The organism is Kitasatospora sp. NPDC101108, assembly GCF_055584725.1.
This window is the reverse complement of sequence record NZ_JBVJLM010000006.1, coordinates 45,756-72,660: the sequence shown is the minus strand read 5'-3', so window position 1 is coordinate 72,660 and position 26,905 is coordinate 45,756. Positions and strand designations below refer to the sequence as shown.

Annotated in this window: 25 protein-coding genes and 1 riboswitch; of the genes, 15 read left to right on the top strand and 10 right to left on the bottom strand. The window is 72.8% G+C overall.

The window, feature by feature from the left end:
• Nucleotides 1-66: 66 nt before the first annotated feature.
• The 5 genes from ACZ6Z8_RS15665 (at nucleotide 67) to ACZ6Z8_RS15645 (ending at nucleotide 6,257) form a co-directional block, all read left to right on the top strand.
• The gene (locus ACZ6Z8_RS15665) at nucleotides 67-3,132 is read left to right on the top strand and encodes a sensor histidine kinase (RefSeq protein WP_465609985.1); all 3,066 of its coding nucleotides are present in this window, start codon (nucleotides 67-69) and stop codon (nucleotides 3,130-3,132) included.
• On the top strand, nucleotides 3,129-3,548 hold the full coding sequence (locus ACZ6Z8_RS15660; RefSeq protein WP_465609983.1) for a roadblock/LC7 domain-containing protein: 420 nt from the start codon (nucleotides 3,129-3,131) through the stop codon (nucleotides 3,546-3,548). The genes ACZ6Z8_RS15665 and ACZ6Z8_RS15660 overlap by 4 nt, the downstream gene beginning before the upstream one ends.
• Nucleotides 3,549-3,760: 212 nt before the next feature.
• Nucleotides 3,761-4,090 carry a DUF742 domain-containing protein gene (locus ACZ6Z8_RS15655; RefSeq protein WP_232543114.1) on the top strand — a complete coding sequence of 110 codons (330 nt, stop codon included), beginning with the start codon at nucleotides 3,761-3,763 and terminating at the stop codon, nucleotides 4,088-4,090.
• Nucleotides 4,071-4,730, top strand: a complete 660-nt coding sequence (locus tag ACZ6Z8_RS15650; protein ID WP_465609981.1) for a GTP-binding protein — start codon at nucleotides 4,071-4,073, stop codon at nucleotides 4,728-4,730. Before ACZ6Z8_RS15655 ends, ACZ6Z8_RS15650 begins: the two co-directional genes overlap by 20 nt.
• A gap of 798 nt (nucleotides 4,731-5,528) precedes the next feature.
• Nucleotides 5,529-6,257, top strand: a complete 729-nt coding sequence (locus ACZ6Z8_RS15645) for a winged helix-turn-helix domain-containing protein (protein ID WP_465609979.1) — start codon at nucleotides 5,529-5,531, stop codon at nucleotides 6,255-6,257.
• Nucleotides 6,258-6,408: 151 nt separating this feature from the next.
• Here ACZ6Z8_RS15645 and ACZ6Z8_RS15640 read toward each other — a convergent pair whose 3' ends face one another.
• Entirely contained in the window at nucleotides 6,409-7,401 is a 993-nt protein-coding gene (locus ACZ6Z8_RS15640) for an aldo/keto reductase (protein WP_465609977.1), read from the bottom strand.
• Nucleotides 7,402-7,690: 289 nt separating this feature from the next.
• Here ACZ6Z8_RS15640 and ACZ6Z8_RS15635 point away from each other — a divergent pair, with 289 nt between their 5' ends.
• From ACZ6Z8_RS15635 to ACZ6Z8_RS15620, 4 genes are all read left to right on the top strand, one after another.
• A complete protein-coding gene (locus ACZ6Z8_RS15635; RefSeq protein WP_465609975.1) occupies nucleotides 7,691-8,260 on the top strand; it encodes a TetR/AcrR family transcriptional regulator in 570 nt (189 codons plus the stop codon).
• Nucleotides 8,261-8,342: 82 nt separating this feature from the next.
• A complete protein-coding gene (locus tag ACZ6Z8_RS15630; RefSeq protein ID WP_465609973.1) occupies nucleotides 8,343-8,999 on the top strand; it encodes a DUF4865 family protein in 657 nt (218 codons plus the stop codon).
• Nucleotides 9,000-9,013: 14 nt separating this feature from the next.
• Nucleotides 9,014-9,568, top strand: coding sequence for a carboxymuconolactone decarboxylase family protein (locus tag ACZ6Z8_RS15625; protein WP_465609971.1), 555 nt, complete (start codon nucleotides 9,014-9,016; stop codon nucleotides 9,566-9,568).
• Complete coding sequence (locus tag ACZ6Z8_RS15620) at nucleotides 9,565-10,524, top strand: phosphotriesterase family protein (protein WP_465609969.1); 960 nt, start codon at nucleotides 9,565-9,567, stop codon at nucleotides 10,522-10,524. Before ACZ6Z8_RS15625 ends, ACZ6Z8_RS15620 begins: the two co-directional genes overlap by 4 nt.
• Before the next feature lie 402 nt (nucleotides 10,525-10,926).
• Here ACZ6Z8_RS15620 and ACZ6Z8_RS15615 read toward each other — a convergent pair whose 3' ends face one another.
• Nucleotides 10,927-11,691 (bottom strand): SDR family NAD(P)-dependent oxidoreductase, encoded by a 765-nt coding sequence (locus ACZ6Z8_RS15615; RefSeq protein WP_465609967.1) that lies wholly within the window; start codon nucleotides 11,689-11,691, stop codon nucleotides 10,927-10,929.
• 134 nt (nucleotides 11,692-11,825) lie between these two features.
• On the opposite strand from ACZ6Z8_RS15615, the gene ACZ6Z8_RS15610 reads away from it, so the two are divergent.
• Both ACZ6Z8_RS15610 and ACZ6Z8_RS15605 read left to right on the top strand, forming a co-directional pair.
• Nucleotides 11,826-12,476, top strand: a complete 651-nt coding sequence (locus tag ACZ6Z8_RS15610) for a TetR family transcriptional regulator (protein WP_465609965.1) — start codon at nucleotides 11,826-11,828, stop codon at nucleotides 12,474-12,476.
• Between the two features lie 98 nt (nucleotides 12,477-12,574).
• Nucleotides 12,575-13,771, top strand: coding sequence for an alpha/beta hydrolase (locus tag ACZ6Z8_RS15605; RefSeq protein ID WP_465609963.1), 1,197 nt, complete (start codon nucleotides 12,575-12,577; stop codon nucleotides 13,769-13,771).
• Nucleotides 13,772-13,852: 81 nt separating this feature from the next.
• Here the strand turns inward: ACZ6Z8_RS15605 and ACZ6Z8_RS15600 are convergent, their stop codons facing one another.
• Nucleotides 13,853-14,182 (bottom strand): MoaF-related domain-containing protein, encoded by a 330-nt coding sequence (locus tag ACZ6Z8_RS15600; protein ID WP_046386777.1) that lies wholly within the window; start codon nucleotides 14,180-14,182, stop codon nucleotides 13,853-13,855.
• 223 nt (nucleotides 14,183-14,405) lie between these two features.
• On the opposite strand from ACZ6Z8_RS15600, the gene ACZ6Z8_RS15595 reads away from it, so the two are divergent.
• Together ACZ6Z8_RS15595 and ACZ6Z8_RS15590 are read left to right on the top strand one after the other, a co-directional pair.
• On the top strand, nucleotides 14,406-15,740 hold the full coding sequence (locus tag ACZ6Z8_RS15595) for an esterase/lipase family protein (RefSeq protein ID WP_465609961.1): 1,335 nt from the start codon (nucleotides 14,406-14,408) through the stop codon (nucleotides 15,738-15,740).
• Between the two features lie 264 nt (nucleotides 15,741-16,004).
• Nucleotides 16,005-16,112, top strand: a riboswitch (cyclic di-AMP (ydaO/yuaA leader).
• Between the two features lie 7 nt (nucleotides 16,113-16,119).
• The gene (locus ACZ6Z8_RS15590; RefSeq protein WP_465609959.1) at nucleotides 16,120-17,520 is read left to right on the top strand and encodes a glycoside hydrolase family 16 protein; all 1,401 of its coding nucleotides are present in this window, start codon (nucleotides 16,120-16,122) and stop codon (nucleotides 17,518-17,520) included.
• Between the two features lie 54 nt (nucleotides 17,521-17,574).
• Here the strand turns inward: ACZ6Z8_RS15590 and ACZ6Z8_RS15585 are convergent, their stop codons facing one another.
• Complete coding sequence (locus ACZ6Z8_RS15585) at nucleotides 17,575-17,982, bottom strand: hypothetical protein (protein WP_465609957.1); 408 nt, start codon at nucleotides 17,980-17,982, stop codon at nucleotides 17,575-17,577.
• A 395-nt stretch (nucleotides 17,983-18,377) separates the two neighbouring features.
• Nucleotides 18,378-19,175, bottom strand: a complete 798-nt coding sequence (locus tag ACZ6Z8_RS15580) for an IclR family transcriptional regulator (RefSeq protein WP_465609955.1) — start codon at nucleotides 19,173-19,175, stop codon at nucleotides 18,378-18,380.
• Nucleotides 19,176-19,375: 200 nt separating this feature from the next.
• Here ACZ6Z8_RS15580 and aceB point away from each other — a divergent pair, with 200 nt between their 5' ends.
• Together aceB and ACZ6Z8_RS15570 are read left to right on the top strand one after the other, a co-directional pair.
• The gene (gene aceB, locus ACZ6Z8_RS15575; RefSeq protein WP_465609953.1) at nucleotides 19,376-21,028 is read left to right on the top strand and encodes a malate synthase A; all 1,653 of its coding nucleotides are present in this window, start codon (nucleotides 19,376-19,378) and stop codon (nucleotides 21,026-21,028) included.
• Between the two features lie 145 nt (nucleotides 21,029-21,173).
• Nucleotides 21,174-21,575, top strand: a complete 402-nt coding sequence (locus ACZ6Z8_RS15570) for an allophanate hydrolase-related protein (RefSeq protein ID WP_465609951.1) — start codon at nucleotides 21,174-21,176, stop codon at nucleotides 21,573-21,575.
• A gap of 217 nt (nucleotides 21,576-21,792) precedes the next feature.
• Here ACZ6Z8_RS15570 and ACZ6Z8_RS15565 read toward each other — a convergent pair whose 3' ends face one another.
• The 5 genes from ACZ6Z8_RS15565 to uraD form a co-directional block, all read right to left on the bottom strand.
• A complete protein-coding gene (locus ACZ6Z8_RS15565; RefSeq protein WP_465609949.1) occupies nucleotides 21,793-23,178 on the bottom strand; it encodes an 8-oxoguanine deaminase in 1,386 nt (461 codons plus the stop codon).
• Nucleotides 23,179-23,247: 69 nt separating this feature from the next.
• Nucleotides 23,248-24,762, bottom strand: coding sequence for a nucleobase:cation symporter-2 family protein (locus tag ACZ6Z8_RS15560; protein WP_465609948.1), 1,515 nt, complete (start codon nucleotides 24,760-24,762; stop codon nucleotides 23,248-23,250).
• 190 nt (nucleotides 24,763-24,952) lie between these two features.
• On the bottom strand, nucleotides 24,953-25,873 hold the full coding sequence (gene pucL, locus ACZ6Z8_RS15555) for a factor-independent urate hydroxylase (protein ID WP_402815059.1): 921 nt from the start codon (nucleotides 25,871-25,873) through the stop codon (nucleotides 24,953-24,955).
• A gap of 30 nt (nucleotides 25,874-25,903) precedes the next feature.
• Nucleotides 25,904-26,239 (bottom strand): hydroxyisourate hydrolase, encoded by a 336-nt coding sequence (uraH, locus tag ACZ6Z8_RS15550; protein ID WP_030282979.1) that lies wholly within the window; start codon nucleotides 26,237-26,239, stop codon nucleotides 25,904-25,906.
• A gap of 105 nt (nucleotides 26,240-26,344) precedes the next feature.
• On the bottom strand, nucleotides 26,345-26,848 hold the full coding sequence (gene uraD, locus ACZ6Z8_RS15545; protein ID WP_465609945.1) for a 2-oxo-4-hydroxy-4-carboxy-5-ureidoimidazoline decarboxylase: 504 nt from the start codon (nucleotides 26,846-26,848) through the stop codon (nucleotides 26,345-26,347).
• Nucleotides 26,849-26,905 lie beyond the last annotated feature (57 nt).

Here is a 26,905-nt window from a genome sequence, read left to right as displayed (position 1 = left end):
CAGCACCCCGGAATCCCCTCCGTACCGCTCCCCGTCCGCGCCTGGCACTTCCCGACCGAGGACTCCATGCGTCTGCGCAGCAGCTCGATCCGCGCGAAGATCATCGCGCTGCTCCTGGTGCCCATCGTCGCGCTCATCGCCCTGTGGGCGTACGAGACGATCGCCACCACCGGGGACGCCTGGAACCAGCTGGCGATCAGCCGTACGTACAAGGACTACGGAACGGCCGTGGACCAGTACGCGGCCGACCTGCAGAACGAGCGCCGCGCCGCCGTCCAGCACCTGGCCGACCCGAACTCGCCGGTCGCCCGGGACGCCTTCTCCCGCGCCACCGACGCCACCGACCGCAGCCTCGCGGTGCTGCGGCAGAAGAAGGACGCGGCCGGAGACCGGCTCTCCACCGCCCAGCGGGCCCGCCTGGTGCAGATCATCGCCGCCGCCGACCAGATCGGCCCGCTCCGGGCCCAGGTCGGCCGCCTGGCGCTCAACTGGGAGTTCGCGCTCGGGCAGTACAGCGACCTGGTCCGGCCGGTGTTCGGCTTCCGGTCCGCGTACGTCGCCCGGCAGAGCGGTCAACTGCCGCGCCAGGGGACGATCCTGATCGAGCTGGTGCGTGCCCGCGAGTACCTCTCCCAGGAGGACGCGGCGATGGAGGGCCTGCGCACCGGTGCGACCAAGCCCACCCCCGAGCAGTACCAGACCGCACTGGACGCCCTGCACAACCAGCAGGCACTGTTCACCGTCTACATCGCCGAGCTCGAACCCACCGACCAGGCCGACTACATCGCCCTGCGCGGCGGCGAGGCCTGGGCCGCGCTGGCCCGCGCCGAGGCGGACTTCGTCGGCGCCGGCGGCCCCGATCGGGTGGTCCAGGCGCTCAACGTCGACAACTGGCGGGAGACCGCCGACCGTTCGCTCGGCGACCTCTCCTCCATCAACTCCCGGATCGCCGCCGGGCTGGACGATCGCGGCCGCTCCGCCGCGATCGCGGCCCTGTGGCGCGGTGGAATCGCCGGCGCGATCGGCCTGGTCGCCGTCCTGCTGTCAGTGATGATCTCCTTCCGGATCGGCCGCGGCCTGGCCCGTGAGCTGATCAACCTGCGCAACGCGGCCAACGAACTCGCCTCCACCCGGCTGCCCGCCGTCATGCTGCGGCTGCGCCGCGGTGAGGCGGTGGACGTGGCCGCCGAGGCGCCCGAACTGCACTTCGGACAGGCCGAGATCGGGCAGGTCGGCCAGGCCATCAACGCCGTCCAGCGGGCCGCCGTCGAGGCCGCCGTCGAGCAGGCCGAACTGCGCCGCGGCGTCTCGGCCGTCTTCGTCAACCTGGCCCGGCGAAGCCAGGTGCTGCTGCACCGCCAGCTCACGCTGCTCGACACCATGGAGCGCCGCACCGAGGACCCGGCGGAGCTGGAGGACCTCTTCAAGGTCGACCACCTCACCACCCGCATGCGCCGCCACGCCGAAGGTCTGATCATCCTGGCCGGCGGCTCGCCCGGCCGTGCCTGGCGCAAGCCGGTCCGGATGGTGGACGTGGTCCGCGCGGCGGTCGGCGAGGTCGAGGACTACGCCCGGGTGATCGTCCGGCCGTTCCCCGGCACCGGCCTGCTCGGCAGCGCCGTCGCCGACGTGACCCACCTGATCGCCGAACTCGTCGAGAACGCCGCGGTGTTCTCCCCGCCCAACACCCAAGTCACCGTCCAGGGCGAGGTGGTGGCGCACGGCTTCGCGCTGGAGATCGACGACCGCGGGCTCGGACTGGGCGAGCAGCTGCTCGCCGAGATCAACGAACGCCTGGCCGTGGAGCAGGAGTTCGACCTCGCCGACACCGACCGGCTGGGACTCTTCGTGGTCAGTCGGCTCGCCCGGCGGCATGGCATCCGGGTCCACCTGCGGCCTTCGCCGTACGGCGGGACGACGGCCGTGGTGCTGATCCCGCGCGAGCTGCTGGCGGAAGCGCCGGACGGCCTGCCGGAGCCGCCCGCCGCCGGTGCGGGCGCGCGCCGCCCGGCCGGACGGACGGCTGGGCGCACGGCGGGGCGCACGGCGGGGCGGCGCGACCTGGTAGCGGTGCCGGACCCGGCCCCCGGCGCGGCCCCGGACACTCCGGCGGGAGCTCCCGCCGGAGCGAACCCGGTCCGGTCCTCCGGCGCGGATGCGGCGGCGGGCGCGGCGGGCGCGGCGGGTACGGGCGGGCGACACCGGGGGAGCGGCGGGCCCCGGCCGTCCGTTCCGGAGGCGGGGCGTACGGCCAACGGGCTGCCGCGCCGGGCGGCGCGGACCAAGGACGGGCCGGTCCTGGTAGCAGCGCCCGGACCGGACGCCGAGGACGCGCCGGCAACGGGGCGGCACCGGCGGGAGGCGGCGGAGGCCGCGGCGCTCCACGGGCAGGTGGACATCGCGCCGGTGGACCGCGATCCGGTGGACGTCGGCGGGGCCGGAACCGTCGCGGCCGAAACCGCCGCCGTGGAGGCCGCTCCGGTGGAGTCGGCGCTCCGGACGCCGGGCGGTCTGCCCCGGCGGGTCCGGCAGGCGAACCTCGCGCCACAGCTCAAGGAGCAGGCGAAGGAGCGGCTCCGCGGTGGTGCCGGGACCGAGGACCGCGCAGGCGGGTCGTCGGGCGAGGTGGCCGCCGACGCCCGGGACGCCCGGGAACGCTCCCCGGAGGAGGCCCGGGCCACCTTCGCCTCATTCCAGCGCGGCTTCACCCGTGGACGCGGGACCACCACCGTCCCTCGGCAACACGGCACCGCTCCGGGTCGTGCCGCCGCCGATGCCGACGCCCCCGCTGCGGCGAACCGTCCGGCCGCGCCCGGCACCCGCCCCACGGCCGTACCGGCCTGGCAGCCGCCGGACCAGTCCCGGCGGGCGATCGGCCCGGCGCCGGCTCCGGCGGCGCTGCCCGGTCCCGCCCCCGAGGACGCCGACCGGGCACCGCTCGCCCGCCGGATCCGGCCCGGCCAGCCGGTGCGGCGGAACCCTGCGGGCGGCTCGCCCGTACCTCAAGTGAGACCCGCAGCACCCGCAGGACCCTCAGCACCCGCTGCACCCGCAGCACCCGCTGCACCCGCAGGACCCTCAGCACCGGCAGTACCCGCACCACCCGCTCCAGCGGAAGGAACTGATTCATGACCACTTCGACGCAGCCGTCCGGGGACCTCAACTGGCTCCTGGACGACCTGGTGGGCCGGGTCGCGGCCCTGCGGCACGCGGTGATCCTCTCCAGCGACGGGCTGGCCACCGGTGCCTCGCGCGACCTTGAGCGGGAGGACGCCGAGCACCTCGCCGCCGTCGCGGCCGGGTTCCACAGCCTGGCCAAGGGTGCCGGCGGGCACTTCAAGGTCGGCGGCGTCCGGCAGACCATGGTCGAGCTGGACGAGGCGTTCCTGTTCATCACGGCCGCCGGCGACGGCAGCTGCCTGGCCGTGCTGAGCGAGGCCGAGGCGGACATCGGCCAGATCGCCTACGAGATGGCCCTGCTGGTCAAGCGGGTCGGCGAGCACCTGGCCGCCGAGCCGCGCACCGAAGCCGCCGCGCCGAGGGGCTGAGCGGTCCGATGGCGGATCCGAAGGCGGACGGGCCGGGCGGCTCTGCGGCACCGGAGGGCTCGACGGCACCGGGGGGTCCGGCCGGGGCGGACGGCGTGGAGCAGGCACCGGGGTCCCCGGACGGACCCGAGGTCGACCTGTTCCAGCCGCGCACCCCGGTCGACGACCGGTGGTTCGACGACGAGGCCGGCCCGGTGGTGCGGCTCTACTCGATGACCCGGGGCCGCACCCGGCCGGTCGAGGAGGGCCTGTTCGACCTGATCTCGCTGGTCACCGCCAAGGACCCCGGGCCGGACGCGGGGGCCGTGCCCGCGCACGTCCTCGACCCGGAGCACCAGACCCTGCTGGCCTGGTGCCGTCACGAGCCGCTGTCCGTCGCCGAACTCGGCTCCTACACCGACCTGCCGGTCAGCGTGGTGCGCGTGCTGCTCGGCGACCTCTACGACGCCGACCTGATCAGCGTCACCCGACCCGTTCCGCTCGCCGAGCTGCCGGACGAGCGCCTGCTGCGAGACGTGATCAATGGACTCCGTGCGCTCTGACCACACCCCGCCGAGCACGCCCGGGAACGCTCCCGGCGGTGCCGCGCCGAAACCGTTGGGGAGCGACGGCGACCCGCGCTGGCGGGGCGGTCCGGGCGTCGCGGTGAAGATCCTGGTGGCGGGCGGGTTCGGCGCGGGCAAGACCACGCTGGTCGGCTCGGTCAGCGAGATCCGTCCGCTGCGCACCGAGGAGGAGCTCAGCGAACTGGGCCGCCCGGTGGACGACACCTCGGGCGTCGAGGCCAAGCGCACCACCACGGTGGCGATGGACTTCGGCCGGATCGACCTGCGGCCCGGCCTCGCGCTCTACCTGTTCGGGACGCCCGGGCAGGACCGGTTCTGGTTCGTCTGGGACGAGTTGGCGCGCGGCGCGCTCGGCGCCGTGGTGCTCGCCGACACCCGGCGACTGGCCGACTGCTTCCCCTCGGTGGACTTCTTCGAGCAGCGCGGCATCCCGTTCCTGGTCGCGGTCAACTGCTTCGAGGGCACCGAGCGTTTCGCGCCGGACGAGGTCCGGGACGCGCTCGACCTCGACCCGGGGATCCCGGTCGTGCTGTGCGACGCGCGACTGCGGGAGGACGGGAAGGAACTGCTGGTGGCGCTGGTCGAGCACGCCGCCGCACTCCGCCGACGGGCCTGAGCCTCTACCTGAGGGGCCGGCCCGAGGAGCTGACCCGAGGGGCGACCCGAGTCTCGACCTGAGGGACCGTGGGATCGGTGCTGGTCAGGGGCCCTTCGTACATCCGGCGTCTCATTCGGTTGTCCACATGGCGGACGTCCGGCGTTCGGAAGGTTGCCTAGACGGGCTCGGGCGTGGAAGGCTCTGTGGACGGAAGCCGTTCCGGCCGTGCCATCGCACGGGCCGTCGGAACGAAGCAGGACGAAGGGGGAGGGCAGCAGGGATGACCGTCGACCAGCGACGCATCGCCGCCGTGCCCGGTCCCGTCATGCCGGTGCTCACCGCCCGCCGCTACATCGACCACGCGCTGATCTGCAGCGCCTGTTGTCGCTGACCGGTCCAGCCCCGACCCGGTACATCCCCGGCACCTCCGGCCCACGCCCGGCCGCCGCCCGGCGTACCACCGAACCCGTCGACCAGGCCGCAGCGGATCGCCCGTCAGGTGCACCCGCGGCCCGCCTCAACCGGCCCCGTTCCGCGGAGAAACCACCAGTGAACACCGTCCGCCTCAGCAGTCCCACCGGTCGGACCGGTCGGACCGGTCCCGACCCGGACCGCCGACGGGGTCGCCACGACCTCGAACCGTTCTGGCCGTCCCGGCAACCGCACCTGTTCGACCAGACGTGTCCGGGCTCGCCCAGCGCGTCCCGGCCCTCCGCCCGCTGAGCCCGACTCCACCCGGTCCAGCTCCGGCAGTACGCCCGGTCGACGCGCAGACGACTCCACCCCGTCCGTCACGCGCGAAATGAGCGGCACACCATGTCTTCCTCCTCCACGGCCACCCTGCCCCTGCCCACCGCGACCCCGCACCTGCGCGCGGTCCGGTCCGTCCCCTCCGTCTCCTCGATTCCCTCCACCGTCCCGACCGTCCCCCTGCCGTCCGGCTCCCCGGTGGTCGGACCGGGCCGGCCGGGACCGGCCCCGGCCGCCGGGCCGCAGCCCGGTGCGGTCCTTCCTCCCGCGCCCGCCTCGCTGCTCGCCGCGCTGCCGGAGGGGGCGACCGTCGTCGCCGCCCTACCGCAGGGCGCCCTGCCGCAGGGACTGCTCGCCCAGTACGGTGCGCAGCCCGGCGGGGCCGCGGGCCACCCGATGGTCGGCTACCTGGTGCTGGTGCCGGCCGAGAACCCGGCGCCGGCACCGGGGCCGGTCGGTCTGCCGGGCGCCGGTGCACCGGGCGCCGTCCGGTCGGTCCGGCCGGCCGGACGCGGCATCACCGTCGACGCCGAGCGGCGCAACGCCTACGTCGACGGGCGGCTGCTCGACCTCACGTACCTGGAGTTCGAGCTGCTGGCCCACCTCACCGAGCACCCGCAGCGGGTGCACACCCGGGACCACCTGGTCTCGGCGGTCTGGGGCTACGGCCACGTCGGGGACGGCCGCACGGTCGACGTGCACGTCGCCCGGCTGCGCCGCAAGCTCGGACCGGCCTACCGCGAGTCGATCGTGACGGTGCGTCGGGTCGGGTACAAGTACACGCCGGTCCACTGACCGCGGGACCGGGGTCCGGCTGACGGGCAACAGATAACAGCTGACAGATTTCAGAATCTGTCAGCTGTTATCTGTCATCTGAAATCTGTCGGCTGTCATCTGTCCGCCGTCAGCTGTCAGTCGTCCAGCTGGCAGTCGTCACCGGTCACCCTCAGGCGCTCAGTCGGTCGATCTCCGCCAGCTCCTCCTCCGTCAGCGGCCCGCCGGCCAGCGCGTCGAGGTTCTGGTCCAGCTGGGACACGCTGCTCGCCCCGATGATCACCGAGACCACCCGCGGGTCCCGGAGCACCCAGCACAGCGCCAGCTGCGCGAGGCTCTGCCCGCGCCCCTCGGCGACCTTGTTCAGCGCCCGCAGCTGCTCCAGCTTCCGACCGGTCAGCACCTCCTCGGTGAGGAACTTCCCGACCGACATCCGCGACCCGACGGGCACCTCGCCGGAAAGGTAACGGTCCGTCAACAGACCCTGGGCGAGCGGGGAGTAGGCGATCAGGCTGGTCTGGGTGTCGCCCACCGCGTCCAGCACGCCCGCCTCCTCCACGTGCCGGTCGAGGATCGAGTACGCCGACTGGTTCATCAGCACCGGCGTGCCCAGCTCGCGCAGGATCGCCACCGCCTCGCGGTGCTGCTCCGCAGGGTAGTTGGAGATCGCGGCGTACAGGGCCTTGCCCGAGCGCACCGCGCTGTCCAGCGCCCCCATCGTCTCCTCGATCGGGGTGTCCGGGTCGTAGCGGTGCGAGTAGAAGACGTCGACGTAGTCCAGGCCCATCCGGCCGAGCGACTGGTCGAGGCTGGCCAGCAGGTACTTGCGGCTGCCGCCGTTGCCGTACGGGCCGGGCCACATGTCCCAGCCGGCCTTGGTCGCGATGAAGAGCTCGTCGCGGTACGGCCGGAAGTCCTGCGCGAACAGGTAGCCGAAGTTGCGCTCCGCGCTGCCGTACGGCGGGCCGTAGTTGTTCGCCAGGTCGAAGTGGGTGACGCCGCGGTCGAAGGCCCGGCGCAGTACCGCCCGTTGCACGTCCAGCGGTTGGGCGTCACCGAAGTTGTGCCAGAGGCCCAGGGACACGGCGGGCAACTGCACGCCACTGCGGCCGGCCTTCCGGTAGGTCATCGAGGCATAGCGGTCATCCGCGGCGAGGTAGCTCATGGCGGACATCTTGCCAGCCGCCCCGGCGGTCCGGCGCGAACTCCCCTGGCCGCCCGCCCGCGCAACGCGCCGCGCACCCCCTGTCCCGCGTGATGCCCGCCACCGTCCGTGACGTGACGCGCGCCACCGGCCGTGGCGGAATGCCCAATGCCAGCAAGGGGGATGACGAACGGTCGAGGGGCCGTGGCCGCCGGGGGGCGGCGCACGGCCCTCGGTCCTCCGGCGTCGGTCATTCCTGGTCCGGGAAACCCCTTCCTCACTGTACCTACTGGTATGTACAGTGATCCGCATGAGCACCCAGGACCGTCTCATCGAGAGCACCCAGGCCCTCCTCTGGGAGCGCGGCTACGTCGGCACCAGCCCCAAGGCCATCCAGCAGCGCTCCGGCGTCGGCCAGGGCAGCATGTACCACCACTTCAACGGCAAGCCCGACCTCGCCGCCGCGGCCCTGCGTCGCAGCGCCGAGCAGATGCGGGGCACCGCCGAGGCCGACCTCGCAGCCCCCGGCACCGCGTACGACCGGATCGCCGCCTACCTGAACCGCGACCGCGAGGTGCTGCGCGGCTGCCGGATCGGTCGGATGGCCCAGGACCCGGACGTGGTCGCCGACCCGCAGCTGCGGGCCCCGGTCGAGGAGACCTTCGACTGGCTGCGCGGCCGGATCGCCGAACTGGTCGCCGAGGGCCAGGCCCACGGCGAGTTCGCCCCCGGCCTGGACCCGGCGGACACCGCCGCCGCCGTGGTCGCCGTCGTCCAGGGCGGCTACGTCCTGGCCCGCGCCGCGGACAGCGCGGCGCCCTTCGACCAGGCCGTCCGCGGCGCCCTCGGTCTGCTCGCAGTCCATCGACGGCAGGCCTGACGGACGACGTCCGGCGTCCACCGCGCAGCACCCCCCCGCGGCCCTTCCAGGCCATCAGACGTACGAGTCCAGGAGTTCCGCCGTGCACGCCATGCAGTACGAGATCACCCTCCCCGCCGACTACGACATGGGCATCATCCGCAAGCGCGTGGCCGACAAGGGCCACCTGCTCGACACCTGCCCCGGCCTCGGCCTGAAGGCGTACCTGGTCCGTGAGCGCGGCCGGGACGGTTCGCCGGTCAACCAGTACGCGCCGTTCTACCTCTGGCGCACCGCAGAGGGCATGAACGGCTTCCTCTGGGGCCCGGGATTCCGTGGACTGAGCGCCGACTTCGGCCGCCCGGTTGTCCACCACTGGCTCGGCGCGGGCCTGGTCGAGGGCGCCCGGACCGACGCCCCGACCACCGCCACCCGCGCCACCGTACGGCTCCCGGAGGCCGCGGACCCGGCCGAGGCCGTCGAACAGGCCGTCGCCGAGCTCGCCCAACTCGCCCGGCTCACCGACCCCGCCGTACCTGCCGAACCCAGCGAACCCGCCGGACCCGCCGGGATTTCCGGACGTCCCCGGCGGTCCGCCCTGCACACCGCCGCCGTCGCGGTGGACCCGAGCCGCTGGGAGCTGCTCACCCTCGCCCTCTGGCACGGCCCGGCCCCCGAGGACGCGCCCGGCACCCGCTACCAGGTGCTGCACCTGTCCCGCCCCGAACTCGACCGGCTGCCGGCCGGCCGCCACTGGTGAAAGGCCCAGCCGCCATGCCCCGCGCCACCGAGACCACAGCGACCACGCCCTCCGCCACCATGACTTCCGCGATCACGCCCCCCGCCGTCACGCCCCCCGCCACCATGACCCCCGAGGCCCTCACCCCCGACGCCCTCACCCCCGCCCCGCTCGACCGCGAAGCCGGCTACGCCCTGCTCGCCGAACTCGCCGGCCCGGTCGCCGCCGCCACCCTCGGGGGACTGGACGGGCTCGCCCCCGGCTTCGCCGACTGGATCGTCACCAGCCTGTTCGGCGGCACCTACCAGCGCCCCGGCCTCGCCCTGCGCGACCGCCAGATCGCCAATCTGGCCGCACTCACCGCCCTGGGCGGTGTCGAGCCCCAGCTCGCCGACCACGTCCGCAACAGCCTGCGGATCGGCATGACGCGGGAGGAGATCACCGAGGTGATCGTCCACCTCGCCCCGTACGTCGGCGTTCCCAAGGCCCTGGCCGGCCTCCGGGTCGCCACCGCCACCTTCACGGCGGCCGACACCCCGACGACGGAAGCCCCGGCAGCGGCCGAGACCCCGGCGGAGGCCCGCGCATGACCACCGCCCCCGCCACCCGCACCGTACGGACCGTGCTGGGCGACATCGACCCCGCCCAGCTGGGCGTCACCGACTCCCACGACCACCTGTTCATCCGCAGCCCCCGCTTCCCCGGCCAGGAGCTGGACGACCCGGCCGCCGCCGCGGACGTGCTGCGCGCCTTCGCCGCCGTCGGCGGCCGCAGCCTGGTCCAGTGGACCCCGTGGGGCATGGGCCGGGGCGCGGACGCCCTGGCCGAGCTGTCCCGCGCGAGCGGCGTCCACGTCGTCGCCGCCACCGGCGCGCACCAGACCGCCCACTACGCCCCGGGCCGCTTCCCCGCCTCGGACGTCCCGACCCAGAGCCTCACCGCCCCGTACGCGGACCTCGCCGAACGCTTCGTCACCGAGCTCACCACCGGGCTCCCCGGCGCCCCCGAGGGCATGCGACCCGGCCTGATCAAGATCGCCGACGACGCGGGCCCGCTCACCGGGCACACCGGCCGGACGATGGCCGCCGCGGCCGAGGCGCACCACGCCACCGGCGCCCCGATCGCCGTCCACCTCGAACCGGACGGCGACCCGCACGGCGTCCTGCGCCGGCTCCACGGGCGGCACGGCGTCCGTCCCGACCGGATCGTCCTCGGCCACCTCACCCGCTTCACCGACCGGGCGCTGCACCGCAGCCTCGCCGCCGAGGGCGTGTTCCTCGCCCTCGACAGCCCCTCCCGGATCGGCCACCCCGCCGACCTCCAGGCCTTCGACGTCATCGCCGATCTGGTCGAGGCCGGCCTCGCCGACCGGCTGCTGCTCGGCGCCGACACCACCACCCGTACGGCCCGGGAGCTCGGCGGCCCGGCCCGGCTGCTCACCGACCTCGCCCCGCGGCTGGACCGCACCTTCGGGCCCGAGCTGCGCGACCGACTGCTGGTCGCCAACCCTGCGGCGGCCTTCGCCGCGGACTGGCGCAGTCCCTAGGACGGGTCCGGCCCGGAGCCGCCCCGACCCCTCCTGTGGCCGGGTCCGCCCGCCGGCGTTTGAATCCGAGCAGCCCCTGCCCGGACCACGCCCCAGTTCCTCGACCCCGCCCGGCACGGCGGTTACGGCCGGATCGCGGGGGCGTGCTTCCTGCCGGCGGTGGCCCTCCTGCTGGTCGGCGCCGCGATCGCCGCGGTGGGCAACGCCCGCGCCGCCCACCGGGACGCCCGCCGGGCCGCGGCTGATCCCCGCCGGCCGCGAGCGGTCACCTAGCGCCCGCCAGGTGCGGTCCGAACGAGAGGACCGCCGCGGGCGGGGAGGGCCCGCGGGGCCTGTGCCGTACAGCCGTACAGCCGTACAGCGGACGGCACAGGCCCCGCGCCCGACCGGCCGACGGAGGGGTCACATGTGGGTGCCGCCGTCGATGCGCAGCTCGGTGCCGGTGACGAAGGCGCCGTCGTCGGAGGCCAGCATGGCGATCACGCCGGCGACCGTCTCCGGGCCGGCGAAGCCCTGGCCGAGGGCGGGGGAGAGCTTGGCGAGCAGGCTGAAGTCGGCGTCGGCGGGCAGGCCCGGGTTGTTGGTCATGCCGCTGTCGATGCTGCCCGGCGCGACGCAGACCGCGCGCAGGCCCTGCTTCGAGTACTCCGAGGCGATCGCGTGGGTGAAGGACTGGATGCCGCCCTTGGTCGCGGCGTAGGCGGCCATGTAGGGGTGGGCGAAGGTCGCGGAGGTGGAGCTGAAGTTGACCACCACGCCCCGGCCGGTCGTGAGCAGCGCGGGGAGCGCCTCGCGGGTCATCAGGAAGGTGCCGGTCAGGTTCACCGCGAGGAGCTTGTTCCAGAACTCCAGGGTGGTCTCGTGGGTGTGCGAGGAGCGGAGGATGCCGGCCGCGTTGACCAGGACGTCCAGACCGCCCAGCGCCGCTACCGCCTCGGCCACGCCCGTGACGACGGCCGCCTCGTCCGCGATGTCCAGCACCTGGAGGGTCAGGCGGTCGGCGGTGCCGTCGGAGGTCGCGCGGTCCAGCGTCCTCTTCAGGCCGTCCTCGTCGACGTCGACGGCGACGACCTTCCCGCCCTCGGCGAGGATCCGGTGCACGGTGGCCTGGCCGATGCCAGAGCCGCCGCCGGTGATCAGGACGTTCCGTCCGCTGAAGCGCTCCATGGTGGTCTCCTTCGTTCGCTGTCTCTCGACTCAGGGGCACGGTACGCCCGAGTGGCACGTCGCGCCAAAAAGGCTCGATGTGCCATCTCGGCGGGACGTGTCGAGGCGGCACGCGGATGCGTACGCTGATCCCTGTGACCGGACGCCCGACCCTGACCCAGCGCCGCCGTGACGCCACCCGGCTGGACATCGCCCGCACCGCAGCCGCGCTCTTCGCCGAGCAGGGGGCCGAGGCGACCACCGCCGAGCAGATCGCCGCCGCCGCGGGCCTCTCGCTGCGCACCTTCTACCGCTACTTCTCGGTCAAGGAGGACGCCGTCGCCCCGCTGCTGGCGGCGGGCGGACAGCGCTGGGTGGACCTGCTGGCCGCGAGCCGGGCCGACCTCCCGCTGCGGGAGGCGCTGGAGCGCTCGGCGGTCGAGTCGCTGACCCCGGCCGACGACGAGGCCGTCGAGGCCATGCACTGGACCCGCAGCCTGCTGCGCGACCCGCGGCTGGACGGCACCTGGCAGCGCGTCCACGCCGGATCGGAGGAGCGGCTGCGGTCCGTGCTGGCCGCCCGCTGCCCGGACGGCACGGACCCGCTGGAGATCCGGCTGGCCGCCGCCGCGGCCACGGCGGCGATCCGGGTGGCCCTGGAGCAGTGGGCCGGTTCGGACGCCCCGGTCGCCGGCCCGGGTTCTCCGCAGGACCTCGCCGCCCGCTGCATGCGCGAGCTCACGGCGGGGCTGCGGCTTCTCACCCGACCCCCAGCCGCCGGTCAGCTGCCTCACAGCTCCCGCTAGGGTGGGTCCTCGCGCCCCGGCGGGGGTACCGGGGTGACCTCCTGGGATGTCCCTGAGCGGAGGGGGCGCGGAGTTCGAGGCGTGGGAGCAACTGGAACATGGGTCTGACGAGCCACAAAGTGCTGGCGCTGGCCGTACTGCTTGCGGTCGTGACGATGGTCGGCACGGTCTGGCTGTGGCCCAGACTCGCCAGGAAGAGCTGGCAGGCGGTGCTCGGCCGAATAGGCACGCTGCTCGCCACCCAGGTCGCGGTGCTCGCCGCACTCGGCCTGGTGGCCAACAACTACTTCGCGTTCTACAGCAGTTGGGACGACCTGCTGGGCACCGGCAGCACCGGCCCGGTGGTGATCCACAACAAGGCGGACGCCTCCGGGCGCCTTGTCGTCGAGACCATCGGCCGGGCCTCGGTGAAGGGCGGCGGCGCGATGGGCCGCGAGCCCAGCCAGTCCGGCGAGATCCGCAAGGTCCGGATCGACGGCAAGGAGAGCCGGCTGTCGACGGAGGGGTACGTCTACCTGCCGCCGCAGTACTTCCAGCCGGAGTACGCGCAGAAGCAGTTCCCGGCGGTGATCGTCAGCACCGGGTTCCCAGGAATCGCCGAGAACCTGATCACCCGCTTCAACTACCCGGGTGCCGCCCTCAAGCTGCTGCAGGAGGGCCGGATGCAGCCGACCGTCATGGTCCTGATGCGTCCCTCGCCCGCCCTGCCGCAGGACACCGAGTGCGAGGACATCCCGGGCGGCGCCCGGTCCGACACGTACTTCACCAAGGACGTCCCCTCGGCGATCGAGGCGAGCTACCGGGTCTCGGCCGACCCGAAGGCCTGGGCCTTCATGGGCAACTCGACCGGCGGCTACTGCGCCGTCAAGCTGGCCATGCGCCACCCGGACGTCTTCCCGACCGCCGTCGCCCTCTCCGGGTACTACGAGGCCGCCGACGACCCGACCACCGGTGACCTCTTCGGCGGCAGCAAGCAGCGCCGCGACGAGGCCAACCTGATGTGGCGGCTGAAGAACCTGCCGCAGCCGAACGTCTCGGTCCTGCTGGCCGGCACCAAGAAGGGCGACGGCAGCTACAAGCAGGACACCGAGGCGTTCATCGACGCGGTGCACAGCCCGATGAAGGTCTCGTACAGCATGCTGGAGAACGGCGGCCACAACTTCGAGACCTGGAGCGCACTGCTGCCCTCCTCGCTGGAGTGGCTGTCCCAGCACCTCAAGGTCCCGGACCAGCCGGGTCAGCCGGGCCAGTCGGGCCAGTCGGGTCAGCCGGGTCAGCCGGGTCAGAGCGTCTGACGGACGACTCCGCCGGACCGGAACGCACGGAACCCCCGGGACCGGCCACGGCCTCGGGGGTTCGTCGCGTCGTCACACCGCTCAGGCCACCCGCTCCAGCGTCCCGGTGTGCAGCTGGCCGACCCGGCCGCCCTCGCCCTCGAAGGTCCAGAAGGCCCGCACGGTCAGTGCGTTGAGGTCCATCACGTGGCTGACGGTGATCCCGCTCTGCTCCGTCCAGCTGACGAAGTAGATCCCCGGAGCGATCTCGGCGACGTGCAGCCGCACGTCCTCCCACTGGCCCGCCGACTCGCCGAGGCCCTCCCAGCGCAGCCGCGCGCCGTCGGCCGAGTAGGTGTTGCGGAAGGCCGCGCCGTTGTCGACCCGGAAGACGTAGGTACGGCCGGCGAAGGCGGGCAGGGACGCGGTCATGGTGGGGCGGAACCTCTTCTCGGGAGCGTGGGACGGACCGTACGGACCGGGCACACCGGAGTCGGCGCACTTGTGCACCGCGGAAAATGCCAGGGTTCCAATTTATCCGACCGGGCGGACTCGGGCGGCCCCGCGCCACGGTGCGGTCTGCCACCGTCACGCCGCGCGCGGTGTGCGACCGGCACATGGGCGCGACCGCGGACCGGTCCTACCGTGCACGCCCATGAGACGTACCCCCACCCGACGACGCGTCCCCGCCGCCCTCTCCGCCCTCCTCCTGAGCCTCACCGCCCTCCTCCTCGGCGCCCCCTCCGCCGGAGCGGCCACCATCCCGAAGGCCACCTCCGCCGCAACGGCCACCACCGCCGCAACGGCCACCACCGCCGCAACGGCCGCCGCCCCCCTCGCCCTCGAAGCCACCTTCCCCGCCCCCGGCAACGGCTGGGCCAAGGTCGAGCGCTACCTCGACCCCACCCCCGGCTTCCGCACCGAGCAGTTCCCCGCCGACGGCCGCGGCGACCAGGACGGCCCCCGCCGCACCTACTTCGGCACCGGCGAGCCGTACTCCGGCCGCTTCCTGCTCTACTCGGCCCCCGGCTGGGACGCCGGCGGCACCGGTACCCCCGTCCTGCTGGTGCACGGCGCCAACGACAACGCCGACCGCGCCTGGGTGAACCCGGGGGAGGGCGGCATCTGCGGCGCCGCGAGCTGCCCGTCCACCGGCCTCGCCCAGTACCTGGCCGGGACCGGCCACCGGGTGTTCGCCGTCGGCTTCGCCCACAAGCACGGCGACAACCTGCTCCAGGCCCAGGCCGTCGGTGACGCGATCGCGCTGATCCGCGCCCGGCTCGGCGTCCCCCAGGTCGACGTGGTGGCCTGGAGCAAGGGAGAGGTCGCCGCCCGCGCGTACGTGTCCTCGGTGCGGCCCTCCTGGGGGCGGCCGTACGCGGGCGACGTGCGCCGCCTGGTCACCCTCGGCGGGCCGAACGGCGGGCTCGACTACGTCTACGCGCACGGCTGGGACTTCGACCTGGCCACCTGGCCGGCCTGCGGCGGCACCGCCAACGCGCCGTCCCCGCACCTCTACATGACCTGCTACGGCACGTACACCGCCCAGCCCTGCCTGGGGGTGCTGCCGACCGGCGGCAGCGACTGCTACCCGGGCCAGCGCCAGCTGCTCGCCCGCTGGGACGCCGTCTACGGGGTGGACACCACCGCCCAGGACTGGTGGACCACCTACTACGGCGGCCAGGGCCTCCACGCCTCCGGCCAGGGCATCCAGGCGGCCGTCGACGCGGGCTCGCTGATCGCCCCGCTCCGGCGCGCCGGGATCCCGGCCTCGGTGCCCACCTACCTCCTCGCGGGCGGCTCGGCCGACATCCCGGGCGTGCTCGACGAGAACCGCGGTCCCAGCGACGGCATCGTGTTCACCGCGAGCGCCCTGGACACCACCGGCATCGCGACCGTCGGCGGCACCCGGCTGCTCAGCGGGCTCAACCACCTGGAACTGGCCTGGTCGCCGGAGGCCGAGAGCCAGGTGGCCGCCTGGCTCGGCTGAACCGCCGGGCCTCGACCCGCGAACCCCCGGCCGCGGCGCCGGGATCGATCAACTCGGCGGCCACGCAGCGTCGTTGATCGACACCACTGTGAGCTGCGCGACAACCGGCCGGATGGAGTTGTCCGTTCACGCACAGCCTGCCTAGCCTGCAACGGGTCGTCCGCCCTCGCGGACTCCGCCGCCGGGACGCCGAGTCCTGTCCACCCGTCGGCGGGCAGCCGAGCACGACAGCGGACGGGAGCGGGGGAACCAAGGTCAGCGCCCGGCCCGTACGCACCAGCGTGCGGGCTCCGGCTAGGGGTGAAGCCGCTCCCCGGGCGGCCGGGCAACTGCAGCCCGAATCCGACAGCTCACCTCGCAGGCGTCGCAGAGGACTCCCATGCCCCAGCCTGCCGGGCGCGGTCGCGCGCCCCGTCACGCCCGTCCGTCCCACCGCGGACGCAACGCCGCCCTCGCCGCCACCGGTGCGCTCGCCATCAGCGGCGCCGGCCTGCTCGGGCTGCCGGCCGTCGCCGGTGCCCAGGCCGCCACCGGCCCGACCGTCACCCAGGACCGGCTCGCCCCCGCCACCATGGTCGCGGGCAAGGCCACCACCGCCTCGCTGAGCCTGCACTCCTCGTCCTGCTTCGTCGCCAGGACCGTCGGCGTGGGCGTCCGCGACGCGCACGGCACCAACCTGGACTTCCCGGGCAACGCCGGCAACGTGCAGCTCTGCCCGAGCGGGTTCTCCTTCACCAGCGGCGCGCGCACCCTGCCCGCCGGGACCTACACCCAGTTCGGCTTCTGGCAGGACCTCGGCGGCGGCTGGCACAACCTGCCCTCGCAGCAGCTGGTGGTCTCCCGGGCCGGCACGTCGACGCCCGCCCCGGCCCCGACGGCCACCCCCACCGCCAAGCCGTCGCCGACCACCGCTACCCCCACGACCGCCGCGCCCACCACCGCCGCGCCGACCACCGCCAAGCCGACCCCGACGGCCACGGCCACCACGCCGCCGACCGTCGCGCCCACCACGGCGCCGACCGCGAGCCCGAGCGCCACCTCCAGCCCGAGTGCCACCGCGAGCCCGAGCACCCCGGCGCCGGCCTCCCCGATCGCCGGGAAGTCGCTGACCTGGTCCGACGAGTTCAACGCCCCGATCGACTGGGGCCGGCGCTGGGTCGGCGACAAGAGCACCGCGTACAAGTACGGCAACCACAACCCGGACGACAACAAGCTCGACTGGCTGAACAAGAACAACGTCAGCGTCGCGAACGGCGTCGCCACCTTCACCGCCACCCCCGGTGGCCCCACCCTGGAGAACGGCCAGCAGTCCTGGAACACCGGCTTCCTGACCACCGAGGGTTCCGCCGAGGGCTTCCAGGTCAAGACCGGCGACTACGCCGAGACCCGGGTCAAGCTGCCCTCCGGCACCGGCGCCTGGCCCGCCCTGTGGACCTGGAAGAACGGCAACGGGGAGGTCGACTCCTTCGAGTACCACCCCGACAACCCGGACCTGCTGGAGCTGACCAACCACGTCAACCCCGGCAACGCGGACTACTACACCGACGCCAATGCCGTCGCCAAGGACCAGTGGGTCACCATCGGCACCTACTACGGCGCCAACTCGGTGGACTGGTACGTCAACGGCGTCAAGGTGTTCTCGGACGGCAAGGGCGTGGGCGCCGACTTCTCGGCGTACCTGATCCTCAACCTCTCCGTCGGCGCCGGCAAGTACCACCCGGCGCCGCAGGGAAACACTCCGATCACCTTCGCCGCCGACTACGTGCGCGTCTACCGCTGACCGCGGACGCCGACCGCGGACGCCGACCGCGTGTAGCCCGCAGACCAGCCGCTCTCAGGAACCGGCAGCCGTCTCGACCACTTCGATGGCGAACGGCTGCCGGTTGTTGCTTCCGTCCCGGTCGTCCGGGCTGTGCACCTCGACCGCCCCGCCCTCCAGCACGCCCAGCGGCACGTCGGGGGAGATCCGCACCGGGACGAGCGCGGTCGCGCTGCGCCCCTGCTTCAGCCCGGCCCCGAAGACGCAGCGCACCGTACGCCCGCCCCCCGGCACCGCGCAGTCGGAGGGGAAGTACGGGCCCTGCGGTGTCACGCCCCGCGGCAGGACGACGACCACCGTGAACGGCGAGCCCGTGGTGTCCGGGCCGCGGTTCGCGACGAAGGCACGGACCGTGGTGGTGCCGCCGGGCGGGGCGGCCGCCGGATCCTGCCGGACCACCTCCAGGTCGGAGTCGGACCGCACGGCGGCCGGGCCCACCGACGCGACCCGCGGCTTCGGCCGGGGCACGGGACCCGGGGCCGCAAAGGACGGTCCGGCGGCCAGCAGCGCGACCGCGCAACCCGCCGCCGTCACCGCCGTGGACGGCGCCCCACCGGATCCGACCCGAAGCTCCCTGCGCCTGTCCTGCCCGCGTGCCATCGCCGCTCACCGCTCCCTCGCGCTCCGGCGGCCCGCTCGGGCGCGGGCCGCGTCCGCACCAGGGTGGTGGCACCGGCCCCGCGGACCCGGAGCAACCCGCCCACGCGTCCGTCGAACGGAGGACGGTGGGGGAGGGATCCGACGGCATCTCCACGTCACATGATCCACACGTCACATGGTCCCCACGTCGCATCCCGCTCAGAAGGATTGACGGTCCGTCAGGGAGCGAGGACCTGCCCGAGACGGGAGGCGATCTGGTGCATCACCGGCACCAGCGAGGACGCCCCCGCCTGCTCCTCCAGCGCCCGGATCCGGGCCTCCGGGCCGGACACCGACAGGGCGGTGGGCGTCGGCGCGCCCGGTACCGCGAGCGCGATGCAGCGGACGCCGATCTCCTGCTCCTGGTCGTCGACCACGTACCCGCGCTCGCGCGCCTCGGCGAGCTGGTCCATCAGCTCCTGCGGGTCGGTCACGGTGTACTCGGTGTGCGCGGGCAGCGGGTTGGGGCCCAGGATCGCGCGCGCCTCGTTCTCGGGGAGCTGGGCGAGCAGCGCCTTGCCGACGCCGGTGCAGTGCGGCTGCACCCGCCGTCCGACCTCGGTGAACATCCGCATCGAGCGCCGCGACTGCACCTGCCCGACGTACACCACCTCGCCGCCCTCCAGCACGGCCAGGTTGGCGGTCTCGCCGGTGGCCTCCATGAGCTCGGCCAGGTAGGGGCGGGCCCAGCTGCCGAGCAGGCGTCCGGCCGTCTCGCCGAGGCGGATCAGCCGGGGGCCGAGCGTGTAGCGGCGCGCGGTGTCCTGGCGGACGTAACCCTGCTGGACGAGGGTACGAACCAGTCGGTGGATGGTCGGCATCGGGAGGCCGGAACTGCCGGAGAGCTCGCTGAGGGTGGCCACCCCGCCGGAGTCGGCCAGTGCCTCCAGGAGTTGGAAGGCGCGCTCGACGGACTGAACGCCGCCGCTCGCGCGGTCGGCGCCTGTCGTCGATGCTGTGTCGGGGGTCGCAACCACCGGCGTTCCCTTCGCTGTCGGGGAGGAGTAGAGTCCCGGCGACCTCTTCAACAAACCGTTGAAATTCTGTATCGCGGAAACTAGTCTCCACCTTACAGAATCGAACTCGCCGACAGGCGGGTAACGATCGAGGAAGTTCCCGAGGAAGTTCCCACCGGAGCTCCCTTGCCAGGCTCAACCGTCTTAGGAGTGTCCTGCTCATGGCTGCAGATCAGGGGCCCGTCGGCGCCTCCCCCGCCGCTCCGGTCGTCACTGTCGCCGGTCCGCGCGTCCACCGGGCGGAGGAGGTGCTCACTCCGGAGGCGGTCGCCTTCGTCGTCGGCCTCCATCGCGCCTTCGAAGGGCGCCGGCAGGAGCTCCTGGCCAGGCGGAAGACCCGACGGGCCGAGATCGCCCGCACCGGCACGCTGGACTTCCTCCCCGAGACCGCCGACGTCCGGGCCGGGGACTGGAAGGTCGCCGAGGCGCCGCGCGCGCTCCGAGACCGCCGGGTCGAGATCACCGGCCCCACCGACCGCAAGATGGTCATCAACGCGCTCAACTCCGGGGCCAAGGTCTGGCTCGCCGACTTCGAGGACGCCACCTCCCCGACCTGGGAGAACGTGGTCAGCGGCCAGGTCAACCTGATCGACGCCTTCGAAGGCCGGATCGACTTCACCAGCCCGGCCGGCAAGGCCTACACCCTCAAGCCCGCCGCCGAACTCGCCACCGTCGTGGTCCGCCCGCGAGGCTGGCACCTGGACGAGAACCACCTGCTGGTCGACGGCGTCCCGGTGGCCGGAGCGTTCGTCGACTTCGGCCTGTACTTCTTCCACAACGCGGCCCGGCTGCTCGCCAAGGGTGCCGAGGACCCGAACTCCGGCCCCTACTTCTACCTGCCGAAGACCGAGAGCCACCTCGAAGCCCGGCTCTGGAACGACGTGTTCACCCACGCCCAGGCCGAACTCGGCATCCCGTACGGCACCGTCCGGGCCACCGTGCTGATCGAGACCATCACCGCGGCCTTCGAGATGGACGAGATCCTCTACGAGCTGCGCGACCACGCGGCCGGCCTCAACGCCGGACGCTGGGACTACCTGTTCTCGATCGTCAAGAACTTCCGCGACGCCGGTGCGCACTACATCCTGCCGGACCGCAACAGCGTCACCATGGCCTCGCCGTTCATGGCCGCCTACACCCGGCTGCTGGTGCAAACCTGCCACAGGCGGGGCGCCCACGCGATCGGCGGCATGGCCGCGTTCATCCCCAGCCGCAAGGACCCGGAGGTCAACGCGGCCGCGCTGGAGAAGGTCAAGGCGGACAAGGACCGCGAGGCCGGAAACGGCTTCGACGGCTCCTGGGTCGCCCACCCGGACCTCGTCCCGGTCGCCCGGGCCTCCTTCGACGCGGTGCTCGGCGATCGGCCCCACCAGAAGGACAACCCCGGCCCGTCGGAGCCGGTCACCGCCGCCGACCTGCTCGACATCGCGGGCGCCGGCGGCACCTGCACCCACGCCGGGCTGCACAACGCCGTCCAGGTCGGCATCCGCTACATCGAGGCGTGGCTGCGCGGGCTCGGGGCGGTCGGCATCTTCAACATGATGGAGGACGCCGCCACCGCCGAGATCTCGCGCTCGCAGATCTGGCAGTGGATCCACAACGGGGTCGTGCTGTCCGACACCGGCGAGAAGGCCACCGCCGAGCTGGTCCGAAGCCTGGTCGCCACCGAACTGGCCGAGCTCCGTGCCGAGTTCGGCGCCGAGGCCTACCAGGCCGGGCGCTGGCGCGAGGCCGCCCAGCTCTTCGAACAGGTCGCCCTGGCCGAGGAGTTCGCGGACTTCCTGACCCTCCCCGCGCTTCCCCTGCTGGGCTGAGCACCAATCTATCCACCGGCGCCACCGCTGCCGCCTGCCGGGCTGTAGCAGTTCCGCCCCCGTTTGCTCCGTTCCGTACGGCGACGAATCCACCTGTCCTCTCGTCGCCGTGCGGAACGGTCTTTTCTGTGTGAGGAGTTCACTGATGGCGCGCATCTTCTTCAACGGCCAGGCGATGGTCGGCGGACCGTTCCACGACAAGGTGGCCGACGCCCTGATCGGCCCGGTCCGCACCGCGCCCGGCTACCGCTTCTTCTCGATCGACCACAGCGGCGGTACGGACGTCTGCCCGGGGCTGCTGGCCGACCCGGGCGTCGACAGCGCGATCGAGGGCGAGCTGTACGACATCAGTCTGGAGCGCCTGCGGGACGTCATCCTGCCCGGCGAGCCGCGGGAGCTGGAGCTCGGCGTGATCGAGCTGGAGGACGGCTCGCCGTGCCTGTCCATGTTGCTCGCCCGGGGCGAGGTCGAGCGCGGGGTGCACCGCGAGATCACCCACCACGGCGGCTGGCGCGCCTACCTGGCGACGCTGGGACGCACGGCCTGACGGCCTGAACGGATTTCAGCGAACAGATGATGAAAGTTGTCATCTGTTCGCTGAAATCTGTTGGTTGAACTCTGTTCGCTGAACTCTGTTCGCGCCCACGCCGCGGCCCCGAACCCTCGCCGTGGGTTCGGGGCCGCAGTCCGCACACCCTGCCGGGCCTGCGGAGTCCGGGTCACGCACCGTCCCTGGGCGCCCCGGAGTCCTCGGTGTCAGGCCGTCACACCGGCCGGGAGGCGAGTTCCCTGGCCGCGCGGGCACAGGCCCGGGCGATCCGGTCCTCGTTGACGGTGGTCAGCTCGCCCTTCTCCACCACGGCGTTGCCGTTGACGAACAGCACCGCCAGTGGCGGCAGTGCGCCGAAGGTGAGGGCCGCGACCGGGTCGGCGATCGAGGAGTGCATGACGCCGTCGATCTTCCAGAGCGCCAGGTCCGCCAGCTTGCCGGCCTCGATCGAGCCGATCTCGTTCTGCCGCCCGAGCACCCGGGCCCCGCCCATGGTGCCGAGACGCAGCGCCTGGCGCCCGGTCAGCGCGGTCGGGGAGCCGTGGAGGCGGTTGATCAGCAGCGCGTTGCGCAGCTCGGTGCCCAGCTCGCCGGACTCGTTGGAGGCGGTGCCGTCGACGCCGAGCCCGACCGGTACGCCGGCCTTGAGCATGTCGGGCACCCGGGCGATCCCGGCGGCCAGGCGGGCGTTGGAGGACGGGCAGTGGGCGACGCCCGTACCCGTCTCGGCGAACTTGGCGATGTCGGAGTCGTTCATGTGGACGCAGTGGGCCATCCAGACGTCCTCGCCGAGCCAGCCCACCGACTCGAAGTAGTCGGTCGGCCCCATACCGAACAGCTCCTTGCAGAACTGCTCCTCCTCGGCCGTCTCCGACCCGTGGGTGTGCAGCCGGACGCCCTTGCGGCGGGCGAGTTCGGCGGACTGGCGGAGCAGGTCGGTGGAGACCGAGAACGGCGAGCAGGGCGCGATCGCCACGTGCAGCATCGAGCCGAACGAGGAGTCGTGGTAGCGGTCCACGGCGGCCTCGGAGGCGGCCAGGATGTCGTCGAGCTCCTCGACGGCGTGGTCCGGCGGCAGCCCGCCGTCCTTCTTGCTGCGGTCCATCGAGCCGCGCAGCGCGGTGAAGCGCAGCCCGAGCTCCTGGACGGCCTCGATCGAGGCGCCGAGGACGTCGCCGCCGTCCTTGGGGAAGACGTAGTGGTGGTCCGAGGCGGTGGTGCAGCCGGACTTGAGCAGGGCGGCGGCCGAGCCCTGGCTGGCGGCGTGCACGAGCTTCTCGTCGATCCGGGCCCAGGTCGGGTAGAGGGCGACCAGCCAGTCGAAGAGGATGTCGTCCTGGGCGAGCCCGCGGGTGATCCACTGGTAGAAGTGATGGTGGGTGTTGACCAGGCCCGGGGTGATCAGGTGGCCCTCGCCGTTGATGCGGCGCACCACGTTGTCCAGCCAGTTGGGGGCGGGGCCGTCCCCGACCGACTCGATGCGGTTGCCGAGGATGACCACGTGGCCGCGGGCGTACTCGGTGTCGGCGGCGTCGACGGTGGCGATCGCGACGTTCTCGATCACGATCCGCTGGTCGGCGGGTGGGGGCTGGACTGCCATGGTGTCACTCCTATGGGGGAGGGCCAGGAGGGGCGCGCACCTCAGGGTGCGCGCCCCCGCCCGGACCGGTCAGGACGGTGTCGCCGTCGGCACCGTCGCGCCGGGGGTCTGGCCGGGCAGGGATTCCGATCCTGACCGGCGGGTGGTCCCGACGTGGTGGAAGAGCAGGTTGAGCAGGACGGCCATCACGCAGCCGGCGGATATCCCCGAGTGCATCAGGGTCCGGACGGCCTCCGGGAAGGAGTCGTAGAAGTTCGGTACGGCGATCGGGATGATGCCGACACCGAGCGAGACCGACACCAGGATGGTGTTGGCGCTGGACTCCATGCCGGCCTCCGCGAGGGTGCGGATCCCGCTCGCCGCGACCGTGCCGAAGAGCACGATCCCGGCGCCGCCGAGCACGGGCTGCGGCACGAGGGAGACGACCGATCCGAGCACCGGGAAGAGCCCGAGCAGGATCAGGATGCCTCCGCCGGCCGCGACCACGAAGCGGCTGCGGATCTTCGTCAGCGCCACCAGCCCGATGTTCTGGGCGAAGGCGCTGGCGGCGAAGCCGTTGAAGACGGGGCTGATCGCGGTGGCCAGTCCGTCGGCCCGGAGGCCGGCGGCGAGGGTGGGTTCGTCGGCCTCGCGCTCGACGATCTTGCCGAGGGCGAGCATGTCGGCGGTGGACTCGGTCATCGAGACCACCATGACGATGCACATCGAGACGATGGCGGCGGCGTCGAACGCGGGCGCGCCGAAGTGGAACGGGGACGGGAGCGCGAAGACCTTCGCGTCCTGGACCGCGCCGAAGTCGGCCAGCCCCAGCGGAAAGGCGATCAGGGTGCCGAACGCCAGACCGATGAGCAGGGACAGCTGCTGCCAGAAACCGCGCAGCAGCCGGTTGCAGAGCACCACCGCGACGAGGGTGATCGCGGCGAGGCCGATGGCCCGCATGGAGCCGTACCCGGGGGCGCCCGGCGAGCCGCCGCGCGCCCAGTTCACCGCCACCGGGAGCAGGGACACCCCGATGAGGGTGATCACGGTGCCCTGGACGACCGGGGGGAAGAACCGGATGAGCTTGCAGAAGTACGGCGCCGCGAGGAAGCACAGGGCCCCCGCGACGATCACCGCTCCGAAGATCACCGGGAGGGCGTCCTTCGGGCCCCCTGTCCTTTCGATGGAGCCCTTGGCGATGGCGATCATGGGCGCGACGCCCGCGAACGACACGCCGTTCACGAACGGCAGTCGCGCGCCGATCTTCCAGACGCCGAGGGTCTGGAGCAGGGTGGCCAGTCCGGCGGTGAACAGGCTGGCCGAGATGAGCAGGGCGAGGTCGGCGGCGGACAGTCCGACGCCGGCGCCGACGATGAGCGGGGGTGCGACGACCCCCGCGTACATCGCGGCGACGTGTTGGAGCCCGGTGGAGAACAGCTTCACCGGGGGCAGCACCTCGTCCACGGGGTGGATTCCGGGGTGGGTGCCGGGACGGGTCCCGGACCCGGACGGCTCGCCGGGGAGGCGGGTTGAGGCGCCGTCCGGACCTGGGTCTCTTGCTGGGGTGGAACCGCCGTCGTTACTGCTGGTGTTGCTGGGTGCCATGTCGAGCCCCTCTTGTGCCCGTGGCTCCCGGCGCGCCCGTGGCGCTGGAGACCCCCCGAGGGCGGGACGGCGGAGCAAGGATCCCTCGGGGTGCTTCTCCAGTGCCCCGGGCCGGCCGCCGTGAGGCAGACACGAACTCCGGTTGGTGGGGGTGGAGAAACAGGTGGTGCGGGTGGCGCGGTGGGGGAGGTCAGACCACCGGGATGACCGGTACGACGCCCTCGCGGTGCACGGTGCCCTCGATCAGGCCGTACATGCGGTCCGCGGCGTAGTAGACCTCGTTCTCGTTCTTCAGCCCGAAGGGCTCCAGGTCGACCAGGAAGTGGTGCTTGTTGGGCAGTTCGAGGCGCACCTCGTCGACCTCGGCGCGGTTGTTGAGGACCCGGGTGCCCATCGAGTGCAGGGTCTGCTGCAGCGAGTAGGAGTAGGTCTCGGCGAACGCCTCCAGCATGTGCCGCTTCACGTGGGTGTAGGAGCGGTTCCAGTTGGGCTGGGCCTCGCCGTCGCGACCGCTGTAGCCGTACTTCCAGCGGGCGGTGACCTGGGTGGCGAGGATGCGGTCGTACGCCTCCTGGAGGGTGGTGTACTTGTCCTTGATGTAGCCCCAGAACTCCGAGTTGGTGGAGTTCATCACGATCAGGTCCTTCAGGCCGGAGATGACCTGGACCTTCTCGCCGTCGTAGACGACCTCGGTGGTGCGGGTCTCCTGGCCGTTGCGGACGAAGGAGTGGCCGACCTCCTCCGAGCCGATGAAGCGGGCCGAGCTGTCCGGCGTCTTGATCCGGTCCCAGGCGTACTCCTCGATCCGGATCCGGGCGCTGTGCACGACGCCGCGCTCGGTGTCGTCGACGAAGTGCCGGGCCAGCAGGATGCCGAAGGCCTCGGCCGAGTCGATGCCGTACTCCTTGGCGAAGGCGTAGACGGTGTTCTTGGTGGTGTCGGTGGGGAGGCAGTTGGCGTTGGACCCGGTGAGGTGGACGTCCTCGAAGTCGCCCTGGAGGGAGACCGAGACGTTCAGGTCCTTGATCTCGTGCCGGGTGGAGTCGCGGTAGACCCGGACGATGCGGTTCTCCGCCTTGCCGTACTGGTTCTGACCGAGCACGTGGGCCATGACAGGCTCCTAAGCTTCAAGGTCGGTCTACTAGCTTCCGCGGTAGACCGAGTATCCGAACGGGTTCAGCAGCAGCGGCACGTGGTAGTGGTGCTGCGCGGGCGCGACCGTGAAGACGATCGAGACCTCGGGGAAGAACGGCGGCTCCTCGGACTTGCGCGCGTAGTACGCGGCGGTGTCGAAGAGCAGCCGGACGACCGAGCCCGCCTCCACGGCCGGCAGGTCCTTGACCCGGCCGTCGGAGTCCGTGGCGGAGGTGCCGAGCACCTGCCAGCCACCCTCGGTGTGCAGTGCGAGCTCGACCGGGACACCCTCGGCCGGGCGGCCGAGGCTGGTGTCGAGCACGTGGGTGGAGATGCCAGTCATGGGTGAGGTGACCTTACTGATGGCAGAGGTGATGGTGCGTCGGTGAAAGGGAGAGGCGACGCACGGACGGTCCGGGGCCGCCCACGAAGCATTCTTGACGGTACGTCAGGAGGCGTCGAGGAGGCGGTTGAGCCGGATGTCGTTGATCTTGCGCAGTTCGCCCCGGACGGTCTCCGCCTCGGTGGCGGGATCGTTGGGGAGGCGCTCGCGCAGGGCGGCGAGCATGGTGGCCGCGGTGCGGCCGGTCGCGCAGATCAGGAACACGTGGCCGAACTTGGCCTCGTAGGCGGCGTTGGCCTCGCGCAGTTCGTCGAGGACCGCTTGGTCCACGCCCTGGATGCCGGCCTGTTCGCGCTCGGAGGTGGCGTCGCCCGCCTTGGGCTGTCCGATCCGGGCGTGTCCGGCCATCGCGTCGCGCAGGTCCGCGTCGGTCAGCTCGGCCATCGCCGCCGCGTTGGCGGCGAGCAGGGCCTCGCGGCTGGACCAGGGCTCGGCCTCCGCGACGGCGGCGGCCCAGCGGGGGCTGGAGCATACCTCCAGCAGGATCCCTTCGAGCTCCGCGGCATCGGCCGCGGCCAGGGCGTCAAGGGCGTGGGGGTGGTTGGTCACGGGTGGACCTCCTGAAGAGTGGTGCCACCCGGAAAAGCTAGATCGGCCCCACCCGGC